16 protein-coding genes and 2 pseudogenes are annotated in these 15,781 nt (G+C 60.7%); 1 reads left to right on the plus strand and 17 read right to left on the minus strand.

All coding sequences use genetic code 11. The annotated features are described in order from the left end of the window. Positions 1–97: 97 nt before the first annotated feature. The 17 genes and pseudogenes from GM79_RS20560 to ilvB all read right to left on the minus strand — a co-directional run bounded on the left by GM79_RS20560 (position 98) and on the right by ilvB (position 14,944). Complete coding sequence (locus GM79_RS20560; protein WP_035567544.1) at positions 98–643, minus strand: DUF4238 domain-containing protein; 546 nt, start codon at positions 641–643, stop codon at positions 98–100. A 2-nt stretch (positions 644–645) separates the two neighbouring features. After that, positions 646–780, minus strand: a pseudogene (locus tag GM79_RS26610) (urease subunit beta); the annotation flags it as partial. A gap of 21 nt (positions 781–801) precedes the next feature. Next, a complete protein-coding gene (locus GM79_RS20565) occupies positions 802–1,182 on the minus strand; it encodes a helix-turn-helix domain-containing protein (RefSeq protein WP_035567547.1) in 381 nt (126 codons plus the stop codon). Positions 1,183–1,279: 97 nt separating this feature from the next. Continuing rightward, positions 1,280–1,480, minus strand: coding sequence for a type II toxin-antitoxin system HicA family toxin (locus GM79_RS20570; protein WP_051719136.1), 201 nt, complete (start codon positions 1,478–1,480; stop codon positions 1,280–1,282). 10 nt (positions 1,481–1,490) lie between these two features. After that, positions 1,491–1,586 carry a hypothetical protein gene (locus GM79_RS23970; RefSeq protein ID WP_072008684.1) on the minus strand — a complete coding sequence of 32 codons (96 nt, stop codon included), beginning with the start codon at positions 1,584–1,586 and terminating at the stop codon, positions 1,491–1,493. 1 nt (position 1,587) lies between these two features. Further along, positions 1,588–2,097 carry a hypothetical protein gene (locus GM79_RS20575; RefSeq protein ID WP_035567549.1) on the minus strand — a complete coding sequence of 170 codons (510 nt, stop codon included), beginning with the start codon at positions 2,095–2,097 and terminating at the stop codon, positions 1,588–1,590. Between the two features lie 21 nt (positions 2,098–2,118). Continuing rightward, complete coding sequence (locus GM79_RS20580; protein ID WP_035567551.1) at positions 2,119–2,868, minus strand: urease subunit beta; 750 nt, start codon at positions 2,866–2,868, stop codon at positions 2,119–2,121. Positions 2,869–2,949: 81 nt separating this feature from the next. Then, a complete protein-coding gene (locus GM79_RS20585) occupies positions 2,950–3,564 on the minus strand; it encodes a hypothetical protein (protein ID WP_035567553.1) in 615 nt (204 codons plus the stop codon). A gap of 360 nt (positions 3,565–3,924) precedes the next feature. Further along, on the minus strand, positions 3,925–5,037 hold the full coding sequence (gene leuB / locus GM79_RS20590) for a 3-isopropylmalate dehydrogenase (RefSeq protein ID WP_152560116.1): 1,113 nt from the start codon (positions 5,035–5,037) through the stop codon (positions 3,925–3,927). Next, a complete protein-coding gene (gene leuD / locus GM79_RS20595) occupies positions 5,034–5,630 on the minus strand; it encodes a 3-isopropylmalate dehydratase small subunit (protein WP_035567557.1) in 597 nt (198 codons plus the stop codon). Before leuD ends, leuB begins: the two co-directional genes overlap by 4 nt. Before the next feature lie 400 nt (positions 5,631–6,030). Further along, positions 6,031–7,425 (minus strand): 3-isopropylmalate dehydratase large subunit, encoded by a 1,395-nt coding sequence (gene leuC, locus GM79_RS20600; RefSeq protein WP_035567560.1) that lies wholly within the window; start codon positions 7,423–7,425, stop codon positions 6,031–6,033. Between the two features lie 157 nt (positions 7,426–7,582). Then, positions 7,583–8,749, minus strand: a complete 1,167-nt coding sequence (locus GM79_RS20605; RefSeq protein WP_051719137.1) for a 2-isopropylmalate synthase — start codon at positions 8,747–8,749, stop codon at positions 7,583–7,585. A gap of 474 nt (positions 8,750–9,223) precedes the next feature. Then, positions 9,224–10,495, minus strand: a complete 1,272-nt coding sequence (gene ilvA / locus GM79_RS20610) for a threonine ammonia-lyase IlvA (RefSeq protein ID WP_051719138.1) — start codon at positions 10,493–10,495, stop codon at positions 9,224–9,226. A 47-nt stretch (positions 10,496–10,542) separates the two neighbouring features. Then, a complete protein-coding gene (locus GM79_RS20615; RefSeq protein WP_035567562.1) occupies positions 10,543–11,295 on the minus strand; it encodes a class I SAM-dependent methyltransferase in 753 nt (250 codons plus the stop codon). A 41-nt stretch (positions 11,296–11,336) separates the two neighbouring features. Further along, positions 11,337–12,407 carry a ketol-acid reductoisomerase gene (gene ilvC / locus GM79_RS20620; protein WP_035567565.1) on the minus strand — a complete coding sequence of 357 codons (1,071 nt, stop codon included), beginning with the start codon at positions 12,405–12,407 and terminating at the stop codon, positions 11,337–11,339. 83 nt (positions 12,408–12,490) lie between these two features. Continuing rightward, on the minus strand, positions 12,491–13,081 hold the full coding sequence (gene ilvN, locus GM79_RS20625; protein WP_035567568.1) for an acetolactate synthase small subunit: 591 nt from the start codon (positions 13,079–13,081) through the stop codon (positions 12,491–12,493). A gap of 126 nt (positions 13,082–13,207) precedes the next feature. Next, on the minus strand, positions 13,208–14,944 hold the full coding sequence (gene ilvB / locus GM79_RS20630; protein ID WP_035567570.1) for a biosynthetic-type acetolactate synthase large subunit: 1,737 nt from the start codon (positions 14,942–14,944) through the stop codon (positions 13,208–13,210). Between the two features lie 132 nt (positions 14,945–15,076). Between ilvB and GM79_RS25150 the strand changes: the two are divergent. Then, positions 15,077–15,781 (plus strand): annotated as a pseudogene (locus GM79_RS25150) (IS5 family transposase); the annotation flags it as partial.

A 15,781-nucleotide genomic window follows, 5' to 3' on the forward strand; every position in this document is an offset into this window, starting at 1 on the left:
GTCGAAGCCATCAACTGTTCGCTACGCCAGCGCTGTGGGGTGCTCGTGCGAAAATCTTGTTCCTTCAGCAAGTCGCTGAGTATGCACACCGCCCGGATTAAAATTGTAATTGACCGGTACAATACCACCTTGAATTAGACCACCGCCCAATTTTTATAGCATGGGAATTTATTATTTGTTCAAGAGAATACTCTCTAAAGCTAAAATCTTCACCATCATAAGTCAAGCCTTTTACCCCCTTCTCTTTTGATTCTTTGTATAGATTTATAATATTAGTTTCATGGTGAGTCAAAGCATTTTTAAGAATCTTAGGGTTGCGCATCCTGAAATACAATACGCCTAAAATCACCTCAATGCGCTGCATATGGTTAATTTTAAACAGAGTATCATCCGTCAAAATTTTGTAAGCCCGTGAATACATAGGCTCGATATGTTCGCCATAAACTTTCTCAATTGCCAAAACATCTTTTGCAATACTTGTATCCTTTGACAGCGTATAAAAATCAGTTTCGGAACAAACCTTTTTGATATTTGCCTTAAAGTATCTATTCTCCGTTTTATCAAAAACATCAATAAAGAATTCTTTTCCAACTTTCGTTGCAAAGTTTCTCAAATAGACTCTAGGCACATAATGCTGATTCATAATTATTTCTCAAGTTTCTCCAGCGCCTGCTGCTTCTTTCCAGCATCATCCAGCGGCCCATCAATCCAGCCATTGCCGCCGTATACGAGGCGCCCGCCGCTGAGGGCCACTAAAGTAACGCGCTTGCGTTCGCCGGGCTCGAAGCGGCAGGGGTAGGATTAAAAGGCAAAGTCCATCTCCGCCAGCTCGCGGCCCACGGCGCGCACGCCTTCCAGAATCCGCTGCGTCTGGGTGGGGCTGGGTTTCTTGTTGCCGGACACGTACTGGCTGAGCAGGCTTTGGGTCATGCCCAGGCGCTTGGCCAGCGCGGCGGCGTTGATGACCTTGTAGGCATCGAAAAACGATTTCAGGTCGTAGGTGATTTTCACGTCCGCGATGCTCACGGTGCGGCCGGTGTCGCTCAGCGCCAGGTTCAGCACCTCCACCATGTTGGTCTTTAGCTCCTCGAAGCTGGTGCCCACGGTGTAGGCTCCTTCGGCTTCGTTGTAGGCGCTGTAGCCGGTGCCAGTGCGCTCGACAATCATTTCGTACTTCTTCATGGGATGGCGGAGCTGGTTGGGTTGGGAAGGCGGTGCGGGCCGAAAATATTCGCTTACTAAAGGTAGTGAATCTACTACCACATCAGCAAGGCGATTGTTACTTCAGCCCCGCCTGTTTCAGGAGCAGCGCGGCCAGCCCTTTGCCGACCTCGGCGCTGCCGTGCAGCGGAAACTCCAGATAGCCGCTGCGTGTGAGGGCTTTCTTGCGGGGATGCGCCATTTTGATGTGGCTGCCGGTCTGGGCAATTTTATACCAGCCGTCCTTGAGCAGCTTGCGGTCAAGCTCCGAGCTTTTCATGGGCAGGAAATCAAGAGTAGCAGGCGGTATCGCCGAGGCGCACCAGGTCGCCGGTGGTGGGGCTGTACATGTCGGCATACGACCGGCGGTAGATGGGGAGGGACATATTAATTCGGTGAGACGGTCGGCGTAGAACTGAAAAAAGCGTTGATTCTATCCAGCAGTGGCGCTGTTGGCTTTTGACCAATCATGATGCTATAAAATTGATTATTCACCGAAGTATCAATTACCTGTGCGTCCTCAATTTTCAGTAGATATGGAAATCCTTTTCGCTCTTTGACGCTGTAAAGCATTTTTGAAACATATTGACTATCTGCACCGAAATCCACTTTTTTCCCGTCGACAAAAACAACTCGAACCGAAGGGTCTAATTCAGGCACAATAACCTCTCTTGCAAATTCGACGCTGCTTTTGCGGCTATTGTAACAAAAAAAACGGGCACCATTCATGCGCTCCAAAAACAGCTTGTAATTCTCTTGAAACTTCTTGTCGCTGAAGTGACCATATATTAAAAAGAATGGGACGGTAGGCAGGATGATGAGAATGAATAAGCCAATAGCTACTATTCCAATTCCTATTAAAATTGTGTCTTTGATTTTTTGTATTAGCCTTTCCATATCGCAGAATACGAAAACCCGTTAGAATTTAGAAAGCTGTTTTTCGAGTTTCTCCAGCGCCTGCTGCTGCTTTCCCGCCTCATCCAGCTGCCCATCAATCCAGCCATTGCCGCCGTACACGAGGCGCTCGCCGCCCAACGCTACTAAAGTAACGCGCTTGCGTTCGCCGGGCTCGAAGCGGACGGCGGTGCCGGCCGGGATATTGAGGCGGAACCCGTAGGCCGCCGCCCGGTCGAAGTGCAGCGCGGCGTTGGTTTCGAAGAAGGGGTAGTGCGAGCCGACCTGCACGGGCCGGTCGCCCATGTTCACGACGTCCACCGTGACGGTGGCGCGGGTTTCGTTGAGGATGATGTCGCCGTCGGCCAGCAGGTATTCGCCGGGCGGCGGCGGGCTGGCGGGGGCGGGCGCCGGGACGGTGGCGCGGCTCAGGCCGGAGCCGTAGAGGGCCAGGGCGGCATCGCCGGTTTCGCGGCAGATGGGGTGGTGCACGGTCACGAGCTTGGTGCCGTCGGGGAAGGTACCTTCCACCTGGACTTCGTGGAGCAGGTCGGCCACGCCGGGCAGCACGTCGGCCAGGCCCAGCAGCTGCTTGCCTTTGTCCATGAGCACCGCTACCCGCTCGCCGTCGCGGATGAACTCCAGCAGCTGCGTGGCGATGAGCGCCAGGGCTTCGGGGTAGTTGAGGAGCAGGCCGCGGGCGTAGCGCTTCTGGGCCACCACGCCGGCCTGGTGCAGGATGAGCTTGTCGAGGTCTTTGGGGGCGAGGTGCACTTTTTGGGAGGGTTGAGTTTTGAGGGTTGAGGGTTGAGGGTTGAGTTTTTTGGTGGATGGGGTTGTTTGCAAACTCGATATTCAACCCTCAAAACTCACCAATCCATAAATCATCCAGCCGCCGTATGCTATGCACAGCAGCGACGACAAGGTAACGGCGCCAACCTGCACCACCCGGCTGATGCGCATGCGCTTGGTGAACGGCACGCTGCACAGCCCGGCCACGATGCACATGCCCAGCACCGAGCCCAGCCCAAACAGCAGGAAGTACATCAAGCTCAATCCGATACTTTTGATACCGCTCATGACCAGCAGCACCAGCGCGCCGCTGCCGGCCAGGCCGTGCACCAAGCCCACGGCGAAAGCAGCCCGCGAGGGCGCCACGCCGGGGCGCACTTTCGCGGCAGCGCGGCGCTGGTCGAGAAGGCGGCTGATGCCCATGATGATGAGCATCAGCCCCACAGCCGCCTCGAAGTAACCGGAGGTGAGGAACGTGACGCGGCCCAACAGGATAATACTGCCCACGACCACCAGCATAGTGGTGTGGCCCAGCCCCCAACACACCCCGTCGCGCAGGGCTTCGGCCAGTGTTTCGCGGCGCGAAATAAGGTTGCCCACGGCCAGCAGGTGGTCAGGTTCAAAAGCATGGCCCATGCCGGCCACGGAAGCGAATAGAATGGGCAGCAGGCTTTCCACGACAGGGCTTGTTCGCGCCTAAGGTAAGTAGCTGCCAGTAAATAATTACTGGTTTCCAGCGGATTCAGGGGCCTTCACTTCAGCTGTTTGCCTGGATAGCAAGCTTCTGATAAATACCAGCCAGCAACTGCTCAACAAGTAGTGACATGAACCATGATAAGCAATGACATGAACCATGATAAGCAATGACATGGGCCGTGATAAGCAATGGCTTCCGGGCACCAAACCCCTTGGGCTTAGAGCCTCTGGCTCGTACGTGCATGGCGTTGCGGACGAGCCTTCCGATTCGAGCCAGAGGTTCGGAACCAATCGGCAACGCGTCAGAGACGCGCGCCAGCCTACTTGATGGTGTAACAGCAGCTATATAATCGTACTCCGGCCGTAGGCTACGTTGCTGCGGTGCAGGTGGCAGTCCAGCAAATCGAGCACGCCGTAGGCAATAAAGCTGCCCACCTGCTCGGTGGTGTAGGCGGTGCCGGCGCTGAGCTCCGGGGTTAGCACCTGCTCGTTCAGGGCGTTTTCGACGGCGGCGCGCACGGCTTCGGCTTCCTGCGGCAGGCCGAAGTAGTCGAGCATCATGGCCGCCGACAAAATAGCGGCAATGGGGTTGGCGATGCCCCGGCCCCTGGCCTGCGGGTAGGAGCCGTGCACGGGCTCGAACAGCGCGGCCCCGTCGCCGATTGACGCCGAGGGCAGCAGGCCCAGGGAGCCCGCAATCACGGAAGCCTCGTCGGAAAGAATGTCGCCGAACATGTTCTCGGTCAGCACCACGTCGAACTGCCGGGGGTTGAGAATGAGCTGCATCGCGGCATTGTCGACAAACAGGTAATCGACAGCCACTTCCGGGTATTCCGGGGCAATGGCCTGCACCACCTCGCGCCAGAGCCGGGACGTTTCCAGCACGTTGGCCTTGTCTACGAGCGTGAGCTTTTGGCGGCGGCCCTGCGCGGCGCGGAAGGCACGATGGGCAATGCGCGCTATTTCGACGCGGTTATAGGTGCAGTTATCGTAGGCGGTACCGTCGGGCAGGCGGCCCTTCTCGCCAAAGTACACGCCGCCGGTAAGCTCCCGAAAAATCAGCAAATCGGTGCCGGCAATGCGGTCGGGGCGTAGCGGCGAAAACGCCAGCAGCTGCTCATAGGCCGTCACGGGGCGCAGGTTGGCGTAGAGGCCCAGGCTTTTGCGGAGCGCGAGCAGGCCCTGCTCAGGGCGCACTTTGGCGGCGGGGTCGTGGTCGTACTTCGGGTCGCCGATGGCGCCGAGCAGCACGGCATCGGCCCGGTAGCAGGCCTCCAGGGTGGCGTCGGGCAGGGGGCAGCCGGTGGCGTCGATAGCGCAGGCGCCCACCAGGCGGTAGTCGAAGGTGAAGTGGTGGCCGAACCGCTCGGCCACGGCTTTCAGTACGCGCACGGCCTCGCCGCACACTTCCGGGCCAATGCCGTCGCCGGCCAGCACGGCAATTCGTTTGCTCAAATACTCCATGTTCGTTGCGCTTCGTAGGTGGTGATGGCGGCCTGCTGGCTGAGCAGGTAATCAATATCGTCGTAGCCGTTGATGAGGCACTCTTTTTTGTAAGGGTCGAGGTCGAAGGCGATGCTTTCTTCCCACACGGGCACCGCCAGGGTCTGGGCGGGCAGGTCTACCACCAGCTGCGTGTTGGGGTAATGCGTGACGCGGGCCAGCAGGCGCGCCAGCGTGGCGGCCGGTACTTGCAGCGGCAGCAGTCCGGTATTCAAGGCGTTGCCCCGGAAAATATCAGCAAAATCGCTGGACACCACCACCCGAAACCCGGCGTCGTACAGGGCCCAGGCGGCGTGCTCGCGGCTGGAGCCGCAGCCGAAATTCTGGCCCGCCAGTAGTATCTGGCCGTGGTAGCGGGTATCATTCAGCACAAATCCCAGCTTGGGCTCGCCAGTGGAGGCGTAGCGCCAGTCGGCAAACAGGTTGGCCCCGAAGCCCTCCCGCGTGGTCGCTTTCAGAAACCGCGCCGGGATAATCTGGTCGGTATCAATATTTTCGATGGGCAGCGGCACCGCCGTAGAGCGCAGGGTCTGAAATTTTTCCATGGGAATCGAAGGCGTTGGTGGGCGGGATGGCGGCGTGAGGCGACGATTGGAACTTCGTTTTCCGGGGCAGTTGGGCGGCGTAGCTAATCCAGTCGCCGGACGGTTTCTTATCAGAGGCTAACGGTTTGAAGAAAGGCAGCATAGTGGTTTGTTTTTTATATCATCTGTGTTTGTGCAATCGCGCCGCCGCCCGTTAACCCCATCCCCTAACCCCCCTCCGCTTGATGCGCGGAATCCTCCGGGGGAAGGGGAACTAGTTTTTAGATATAAAATTCTATAATACAATAGATTAAATATAAAAACTAACACTAGTCCTCCTTCCCCCGGAGGATTCCGCGCATCAAGCGGAGGGGGGCTAGGGGATGGGGTTTGCGGGCGGCGAGCCAAAGCATATTGAGGTTCAATTCAAATACCTTGTAATGTCCACGATGCGGCCTTCGATGGCGGTGATGGCGGCCACCAGGGGGCTGGCCAGCAGCGTGCGGGCGCCCGGCCCTTGGCGCCCTTCGAAGTTGCGGTTGGAGGTGGAAACGCAGTAGGCGCCGGCCGGAATCTTGTCGTCGTTCATGGCCAGGCAGGCACTGCAGCCGGGCTGGCGCAGCTCGAAGCCGGCCTGCGCCAGAATCTTGTCGAGCCCTTCGGCAATGGCCTGCTGCTCCACGCTTTTGGAGCCGGGCACGATGATGGCCGCCACGTGCGCGGCCTTCTGCTTGCCCTGCACGTAGGCCGCCACGGCGCGCAAATCCTCAATGCGGGAGTTGGTGCAGCTGCCGATGAAAACATAATTAATTTCCTTGCCCAGCAATGACTCACCCGGCTCAAAGCCCATGTACCGCAACGATTGCTCGAAGCTGGCGGCTTCGCCGGCCGCCACCTGCGCCGGAATGTGGCCCGTGAGGGCCATGCCCATGCCGGGGTTGGTGCCGTAGGTAATCATCGGGGCAATGGCCGTAGCGTCCACAGTCAGCTCGGCTTCAAATTCAGCATCCTCATCCGAATACAGCGTTTGCCAGTGGGCCAGAGCCTGTTCCCAGCGCGCGCCCTGGGGCGCGTAGTGGCGGCCTTCCAAGTAAGCAAACGTGGTAGCGTCGGGCGCAATCAGGCCGCCGCGGGCGCCCATTTCGATGCTCATGTTGCACACCGTCATCCGGCCTTCCATGCTCAGGGCGCGGATGGCGCTGCCGGCGTACTCCACGAAATAGCCGGTGGCGCCGCCAGTACCCAGCTGCGCAATGACGTGCAAAATCAGGTCTTTAGCCGTGACGCCGGGCCGCAACGCGCCGTCGATGGTAATGCGCATGCGTTTGGGCCGGCTCAGGAGCAGGCATTGGGTGGCCATCACCTGCGTTACTTGGCTGGTGCCGATGCCGAAGGCTATGGCCCCGAACGCGCCGTGCGTGGAGGTGTGGCTGTCGCCACACACGATGGTCATGCCCGGTTGGGTAAGGCCCAGCTCGGGCCCGATGACGTGCACGATGCCCTGGTTTTCGTGGCCCAGCCCGAACAGCTCGATGCCAAAATGGGCGCAGTTCTCGGTCAGCTTATCGACCTGGGCGCGGGAAATGGGGTCGGCAATGGGCAGATGCTGGTTCCGGGTGGGCACGTTGTGGTCGGCGGTGGCCACAATCTGGGCGGGGCGCGGCAGGGGCAGGCCGCGCGCGCGCAGCTCATCAAACGCCTGCGGGCTGGTAACCTCGTGAATCAGGTGCCGGTCGATATAAAACACCTCCAGCCCGCCCGGAATAGCCTTCACGACGTGCGCCTCCCAGATTTTATCGAATAAGGACTTGGGCATGGAAGTGGGAATTTTCTATAGTTATCAAAGGCGGCGGCAAAAGAATGGCTGTCATGCTGAGCGCAGCCGAAACATCTCTACCGCACCGTTGGGCGGTTTCAACGGTGCGGTAGAGATGCTTCGGCTGCGCTCAGCATGACGACCTAAAACCATCGTTCTAAGTCGCACTCACCAGCTGCTCCTGTTCTACCAGGCGGTGGAGGTCGTGGTCCACAACTTCCTTCTGGCGGTCGGCGAGCTGCAAAAACGAGGCGTACGCCTTGTTCAGGCCGTGCCGGTCGAAGTCGTAGCCAATTTTCTGGAGGCGGTAGGCCAGGGCGGCGCGGCCGGAGCGTGCCGTGAGGATAATCGAGGAGTCGGCCATGCCCACGTCGCGCGGGTTCATGATTTCGTAGGTTTCGCGGTGCTTGATAACGCCGTCCTGATGAATACCGCTGGAGTGTGAGAAGGCGTTGGCACCCACCACGGCCTTGTTGGCCTGCACCGGCATGCTCATCAAATGGGCCACCAGGGCCGAAGTTTCGGCCAGCAGCGGGGTCGTGATATTGGTATCGAGCCCCAGGTACGGGTGCTGGCGGAGCACCATCACCACTTCTTCCAACGCCGTGTTGCCGGCCCGCTCCCCTACCCCGTTGATGGTGCACTCAATTTGCCGGGCCCCGTTGATGACGCCCGCGATGGAGTTAGCCGTGGCCATGCCCAGGTCGTTGTGGCAGTGCGTGGCAAGCGTGACGTTGTGAATACCAGTCACGTTCTCCACCAGATACTTAATTTTGGCACCGTACTCGCCGGGCAGGCAGTAGCCGGTGGTGTCCGGAATGTTGAGCACCGTGGCCCCGGCCCGAATGGCCGCCTCGCACACGCGGGCCAGAAACACATTGTCGGTGCGGCCGGCGTCCTCGGCGTAGAACTCGACGTCTTCCACGAAGGATTTGGCCAGCTTCACGGCGGCCACGGCGCGGGCCAGCACGTCGGCCGGCGTGCTGCACAGCTTGTAGCGAATGTGCGACTCGGACGTGCCGATGCCAGTGTGAATGCGCGGGTAGCGGGCCGGTTTCAGGGCCTCGGCCGCCACGCGAATGTCGTTTTCCACGGCCCGCGACAGCCCGCAGACCGTAGCCTCGCGGGTTTGGGCCGCAATGGCCCGCACGGCCTCGAAGTCGCCGGGGCTCGACACCGGAAAGCCCGCCTCAATCACATCCACGCCCAGTAGCTCCAACTGCCGGGCAATGACGAGCTTTTCCTCGCGGTTTAGCTTGCAGCCCGGCACTTGCTCGCCGTCGCGCAGGGTGGTGTCGAAGATGTGAATTTTCTGGTTGGACATGGGAATAGCGGCATGAGGTGCCCGTTGCTACCCGCAAGTACACCGCTCGAAGCGCCGCAGAAAAACTCTTTTCGGCGCAGCCTACTATTTCCAATGCGAAGCTATTTATTCGCAAACACTTATTAATTAATAGGTTAATGAAAAATTAATTACAACTGCCAAGCAACGGAATGCGTCTGTTTTACCCGCCATGCCGAGCGGAGCCGAGGCATCTCGCGTGCAGCACTAAGCAGTAGTGCAAAAGTAACGGTAGCAAAAAAAGCGGGTCATGCTGAGCTTGTCGAAGCATCTCTACCGCACCGTTGAAACTGTCCAACGGTGCGGTAGAGATGCTTCGACAAGCTCAGCATGACGGTCAAAATTCGATACGATTACTTATGCACACCTGCTTAACTCAATCGATTGGTTTACTGCTGCACGCGAGATGCCTCGGCTGCGCTCGGCATGACATTGATTCTGGTTCTCCTTTGGTCCTCACACCAGCAGGCTCAGGAAGTCTGGCTTGTCGTTCAGGTATTCGTAGGCGAAGCCCTCGGCCAGCATCCGGGCCTGCATACTGATTATTTCCCCCGGCTGCCGCAGCTCGATGCCGACGAAAACGGGGCCTTTTTCCTTGTTGTTTTTCTTGATGTACTGAAAGTGGATGATGTCGTCGTCGGGGTTCAGCACGCTGTTTACGAAGCGGCGCAGGGCACCGGGGCGCTGGTCGAACGTCACCATAAAGTAGTGTTTGAGGCCCTGGTAGCGGGTGGCGCGCTCCTTAATGTCCTCCATGCGGGTGATGTCGTTGTTGGAGCCGCTGACGACGCACACCACGGTTTTGCCCCTGATTTCGGCCGCGTACTGGTGCAGGGCTGAGATGCAAAGGGTGCCGGCGGGCTCCAGCACCATGCCATCCTCGTTGTACATTTTCAGCAGGTCGAGGCACACCTGGCCTTCGGGCACCAGCACCACATCGTCGAGCAGCTCACGGCAGAGGGCGAAATTCAGCTCACCGGGGCACTTCACGGCCGCCCCGTCCACGAAGCTCTCAATGTCGGTGAGGGCCTGCCGCTCGCCCGCCGCCAGGGAGCGCTGCATGGACGGCGCCCCCAGCGGCTGCACCCCGATGAGCTTGGTGTGCGGGCTGAGCTGCCGGAACACGCTGCCCACGCCCGAGGCCAGCCCGCCCCCGCCAATGGCCATGAAACAGTAATCGATGGGCCCGGTGGCGGCTTTCAGAATCTCCAGTCCCACGGTGGCCTGCCCCTCCACAATGGCCAAATCGTCGAAGGGATGCACGAAGGTGCCGCCATGCTCGTCGCAAAAGGCGCGGGCCGCGGCAAAGCAGTCGTCAAAACTGGCCCCAACGAGCACCACTTCCACGAAATCCTTGCCGAAGAGGCGCACCTTATCCACCTTCTGGGCCGGCGTGCGGGCGGGCATAAAAATGTAGCCTTTCAGGCCCAGCAGCTGGCAGGCGTAGGCCACGCCCTGGGCATGGTTGCCGGCACTGGCGCACACCATTTCGCGGGCGCGGGCCGCGGGCGGCAGCGTACTCATCTTGTGGTAGGCCCCCCGGATTTTGTAGGAGCGCACCACCTGCAGGTCTTCCCGCTTGAGCAGCACCGTGGCTCCGTAGCGGCGCGAAAGCCCCAGGTTTTCGAGCAGCGGCGTTTCGTAGATAACGCCTTTGAGGTTGCGCGCGGCCTGCTCCACGTTTTTCAGGGAAACGGTGGGCGCCGACGTTTCGGCTTCGGTGTTCATCACTGGCAAGGGTTGGGGGAATGGTTGGCCGCCCGCGGGCCGCGTCGTCAGCATTTTTCGGCTACGATGCGCAGCCGCTTGTAGTCGGCCATCCACTGGCCCGCCCGAAACAAGACCGGCCGCAGCTCGTCGTTGACAGCGGCTAGCACTGCGGCCCGGTCAGAGGCGCCGACGCCGACGAAAAACTGTTGGCCAAACTGCTCAATCCAGTCCGTGAGGCCGGTTTCGGGGTCGGTCAGCGCAGTTTCGCGGTCGAAGTGCTGCGCCAGCCGTACCCGGAAACCCGCCCGCTCCAGTCGGGCCGCGTACTCGCCCACCGACGGAAAATACCACCAGTGCGCCGCCGCCTGCGCGTAGCCGCGCCGGTGCAGCTGCCCCAGCACGGCGGCCACAATCTGGCCCACATTGCCCTGCCCGCCCAGCTCGGCCACCAGGCGGCCACCCGGCCGCAGGTGGCGGTGCAGCTGCCGGATGGCGGCGTCGGCCGCCGTCACCCAGTGCAGCGTGGCGTTGGAAAACACGGCGTCGAAACGCTCCGGCAGTTCAAACGAAGCGGCGTCGCCCAGCCGGAAATCGAGGTCGGGAAACTGCTGCCGGGCCCTGGCCAGCATGTCGGACGAAGCGTCGAGCCCCACCACGGCGGCCCCGCGCCGGGCAATTTCCGCCGTCAGCTCGCCCGAGCCGCAGCCCAGGTCCAGGATGAGTTCGCCGGGCTGCGGGGCCAGCACCTCCACCAGCCCCGCGCCGTACTCAAATACGAAAGCGTGCTTTTGAGTATAAAAATCGGCGTTCCACTGCATGGGCGGGTCATTTTTGGCTGAAAAAGAGCGTCGTGCTTCCGCTACTCCACCGCGGCCGCCACCGGCTCGGCGGCTTTGGAGCGCAGCTGGCGCACGGTGGCGCCGGTGGCCCACAGCTCCGACTCGCGCACTTCTTTCAGCTCGGCCTCCAGCTCCTGGCGGTAGTTGGGCGTGGAGCCGCGCTCAATGGTGCGGCGGGCTTCCTCGCCGCTGGCCACGCTGTCGTACAGGTCGTTAAGCACCGGCAGGGTGGCTTCGCGGAAGCGCCCCTTCCAGTCCAGGGCGCCGCGCTGGGCCGTCACTGAGCAGTTGGCAAACATCCAGTCCATGCCGTTTTCGCCCACCAGCGGCACCAGGCTCTGGGTGAGCTCCTCCACGGTTTCGTTGAAGGCTTCGGAGGGCGAATGGCCGCGCTGGCGCAGCACCTGGTATTGCGCCTCGATGATGCCGGCCAGGGCGCCCATCAGCACGCCGCGCTCGCCGGTGAGGTCGGAGTACACTTCCTTCTTAAAATCGGTTTCAAAAAGGTAGCCCGAGCCCACGCCGATGCCCATGGCCACGGCTTTCTCGTAGGCGTGGCCGGTGGCGTCCTGAAACACGGCAAACGAGGAATTGAGCCCGCCGCCGGCCTGAAACAGGCGCCGCAGACTGGTGCCGCTGCCCTTGGGCGCCACCAGCACCACGTCCACATCGGCGGGCGGAATGATGTTGGTCTGGTCGTTGAAGGTGATGCCGAAGCCGTGCGAGAAGTACAGGGTTTTGCCGGGCGTGAGGCGCTCTTTCAGCATGGGCCACAGCGCAATCTGGCCGGCGTCGCTCAGCAAATTGCACACGATGGTGCCGCGCTCGGCCGCTTCCTCCAGCGAAAACAAGGTTTCGCCCTCCACCCAGCCGTCGCGGATGGCGCGGTCCCAGGAAGCCGTGCCCTGCCGCTGCCCCACAATCACGCGGAAGCCGTTGTCGCGCATGTTCAGGGCCTGGCCCGGCCCCTGCACGCCGTAGCCGATAACGGCAATGGTGTCGTCCTGAAGTACCTCCAGGGCTTTTTCCAGCGGAAATTCCGCGCGGGTAACAACGTTTTCATCGACGCCGCCAAAGTTGATTTGTGCCATAGGAATTGGGGTTGATTGGGGTTTTTAAGGTTGGTTTGGGGGGTTTGGAATCGAGCGGCGGATTCCGCGCGTCACGCTGTTTTTCACATCGCAAACACGCCGTCGCGGTCGTTGAGAAACTCGTTTTCGATGACTTCCTCGCCGGGCTTGGCTTGCTCGAAGGCCCGCAGCTGCCGGTTGAAGCCGTCACTGGCCTTGATGATGGCAATGCGGGCGCTACGCACGAATTCGATGAGGCCAAACGGCTGCAAGGCCCGCAGCAGGGCGTCGGTTTCCTGGCGGTGGCCGGTGGTTTCAAACACTGTGTAATCCTGGCGGATGGCCACGGCGCGGGCCCCGTTTTCGCGCAGCAGCCGCTCCACCAGCACCTTTTCGGCAATCACGGCGGTGGGCACTTTGTAGAGGGCCATTTCCTGCCACACCACTTCCTCATTCGAGTTGAAGTACACTTTCAGTACCTCCACCTGCTTCTCCATCTGCCCGGCAATCTTGCGTACCACTTCCTCGGTTTCGGTGATGACGATGTTGAAGCGATGAATGCCTTCAATCTCCGAGGGCGAGGTATTCAGGCTCTCAATGTTGATTTTACGGCGCGAGAAAATGATGGCAATGCGATTAAGCAGCCCAATATGGTTTTCGGTATAAGCCGTGATATTGTATTCCTGACGTTCCATGTTTTTTCAGTAAAGGGCGTCATGCTGAGCTTGTCGAAGCATCTCTACCGCTTCGTTGAATTGATTTAATTAGCATCGAGGTAGAGATGCTTCGACAAGCTCAGCATGACGTTCTGGGCATACTTTCTACCGCAGCCGGATTTCGCTCACGCTGCATCCCTGCGGCACCATCGGGAAAATGTTCTGTTCCTGGGCCACCATCACTTCCAGCATAAAGGAGCCGGGGTGCGCCAGCATGGCCGCCAGCGCCGGCCGCAGGTCCGGCCGCTCTACCACGCGCTGGCCCGCGATGCGGTAGCCACGGGCCACGGCCACGTAATCGGGGCTTTCAATGTCCACAAACGAGTATCGGCGGCCGCTGAACAGCTCTTGCCACTGCCGCACCATGCCCAAAAACTGGTTGTTGAGGACGATGATTTTCACGGCGATGCCGGTTTGCATCAGCGTGCCCAGCTCCTGAATGGTCATCTGCACGCCCCCGTCGCCGATAATGGCCACCACCGTCGTGTCGGGCTGCCCGAATTTGGCCCCGATGGCGGCCGGCAGCGCGAAGCCCATGGTGCCCAGCCCGCCACTGGTAATGTGCCGGCGCGACTGGTTGAGGCGGCCGTAGCGGCAGGTCACCATCTGGTGCTGGCCCACGTCGCTCACCAAAATCGCCTCGCCCTGGGTCAGCTCGTTCAGCTGCTGAATCACCTCGCCCATCGTGAGTTCGGGCGAGGTCGGAAACAGCGTTTCGCTAATCACGGCGGCGGTTTCCTGGGCCTGGCACTCGGCAAAGCGCGCGCGCCAGGCCGGGTAGCGGCGCCCGGCCACCAGCTGCGTTAGCAGCGGCAAGGTCTGCTTGCAGTCGCCCCACACGGGCGCGGTGGCCAGCACGTTCTTGTCGATTTCCGTCGGGTCGATGTCAAGGTGGACTACCTGAGCCTGGGTGGCGTACTTGTCGAGGCGGCCCGTCACCCGGTCATCGAAACGCATGCCGATGGCAATCAGCACGTCGCACTCGTTGGTGAGCACGTTGGGGCCGTAGTTGCCGTGCATGCCCAGCATCCCCACGTTCAGCGGGTGGTCGGAGGGCAACACGCCGGCTCCCAGAATGGTCCAGGCGGCGGGAATGCCGCTTTTTTCGATGAACTCCTGAAACTCCCGCTCGGCCCCGCCCAGCACCACGCCCTGGCCCCAGAGCACCAGCGGCCGCTGGGCCTGGTTGATGAGTGCCGCCGCCCGCGCCACCGCCGCCGGCCGCACCACCGGCGTGGGCCGGTAGCTGCGAATGTGCGTGCAGGGCTCGTAGCCGGCCCAGGCCAGGGCATCAATTTGGGCGTTTTTGGTGATATCAATCAGCACCGGGCCGGGCCGGCCGCTCCGGGCAATGTAGAAGGCTTTGGCCAGGATGCCGGGGATTTCGCTGGCCTGCGTCACCTGGTAATTCCACTTCGTAACCGGCGCTGTGATGTTGATAACGTCAATTTCCTGGAACGCATCAGAGCCCAGCAAGTGCGCGTACACCTGCCCCGTGATGCACACCAGCGGCGTGCTGTCGATTTGGGCGTCGGCCAGGCCCGTGACCAGGTTAGTGGCCCCCGGCCCGCTGGTGGCAAACACCACCCCCACCTTACCCGAGGCGCGGGCATAGCCCTGCCCGGCGTGAATGCCGCCCTGCTCGTGCCGCACCAGCACGTGCGTCAGCTGCTCCTTAAAGTCATAAAGCGCGTCATAAATGGGCAGAATGGCCCCGCCAGGGTAGCCAAAAATGGTATCCACGCCTTCGGCCAGCAGCCCCCGAAGCAGCGCTTCAGCCCCGGAAACCTGGCGCGGCGCAGTAGTAGCGGAATCCAAAACGGGAAGGGTTTGCGGGCTCATGGCGGATGGGTTTTAAGGGTGTTTTTTAGCCTTTTTTATTCGTGCAATCGTGCCCGGACGCGGACCTCACCCCCTAGGGCGTGAGGACAATAAGAAATCAGCTATATGTTTACTGCTTATTTACTTTTCAGCATGCGCCGTCACGAAATTTCTGATGCTACCTGGGCCCTGGTTGCCCCGCACCTCTCCGGCAAGGCCGCCGATGGCGGGGCGACGGCCGTCGATAACCGGCTGTTTTTCAACGCTGTGGTGTGGATAATGCGCACCGGCTGCCCGTGGGCCGACCTGCCCGAACGCTTCGGCAAGTCCGACACGGCCCGCAAACGCTTCCGCCGGCTGGCCGAAAAAGGCGTCTGGCGCCGCCTTTTCCAGGTCGTCCAAGCGCCGGAGCTGGACTGGGTGCTGCTCGACTCGACCATCGTGCGGGCGCACCAGCACGCGGCGGGCCAAAAAAAAGCGACGCTCAGACCGAGTGCCTCGGCCGCAGCCGGGGCGGGATGAGCACCAAAATTCACGCCTGCGTCGAGTCGCTGGGCAACGCGGTGCGCCTGCTCGCCACCCCCGGCCAGGCCGGCGACAGCCCGCAGGCGCTGCCCCTGCTCGACGGCCTCGACGTGGGCCAGGTAGTGGCCGACACGGCCTACGACAGCGACCAAACCCGCGCCTATTGCGCTCAACGCGGTATTCAAGCCGTCATCCCCAGCCACCCCAACCGCACCCAACCGCTGCCCCTGGACGAGAATGCCTACCGCGACCGCAACAAAATCGAACGCTTTTTCGGACGCATGAAGCAGTATCGCCGCTTGGCCACCCGCTACGAGAAGACCATCGTTTCCT

The sequence above is a fragment of the Hymenobacter sp. IS2118 genome (assembly GCF_000715495.1).
Lineage (GTDB): Bacteria > Bacteroidota > Bacteroidia > Cytophagales > Hymenobacteraceae > Hymenobacter.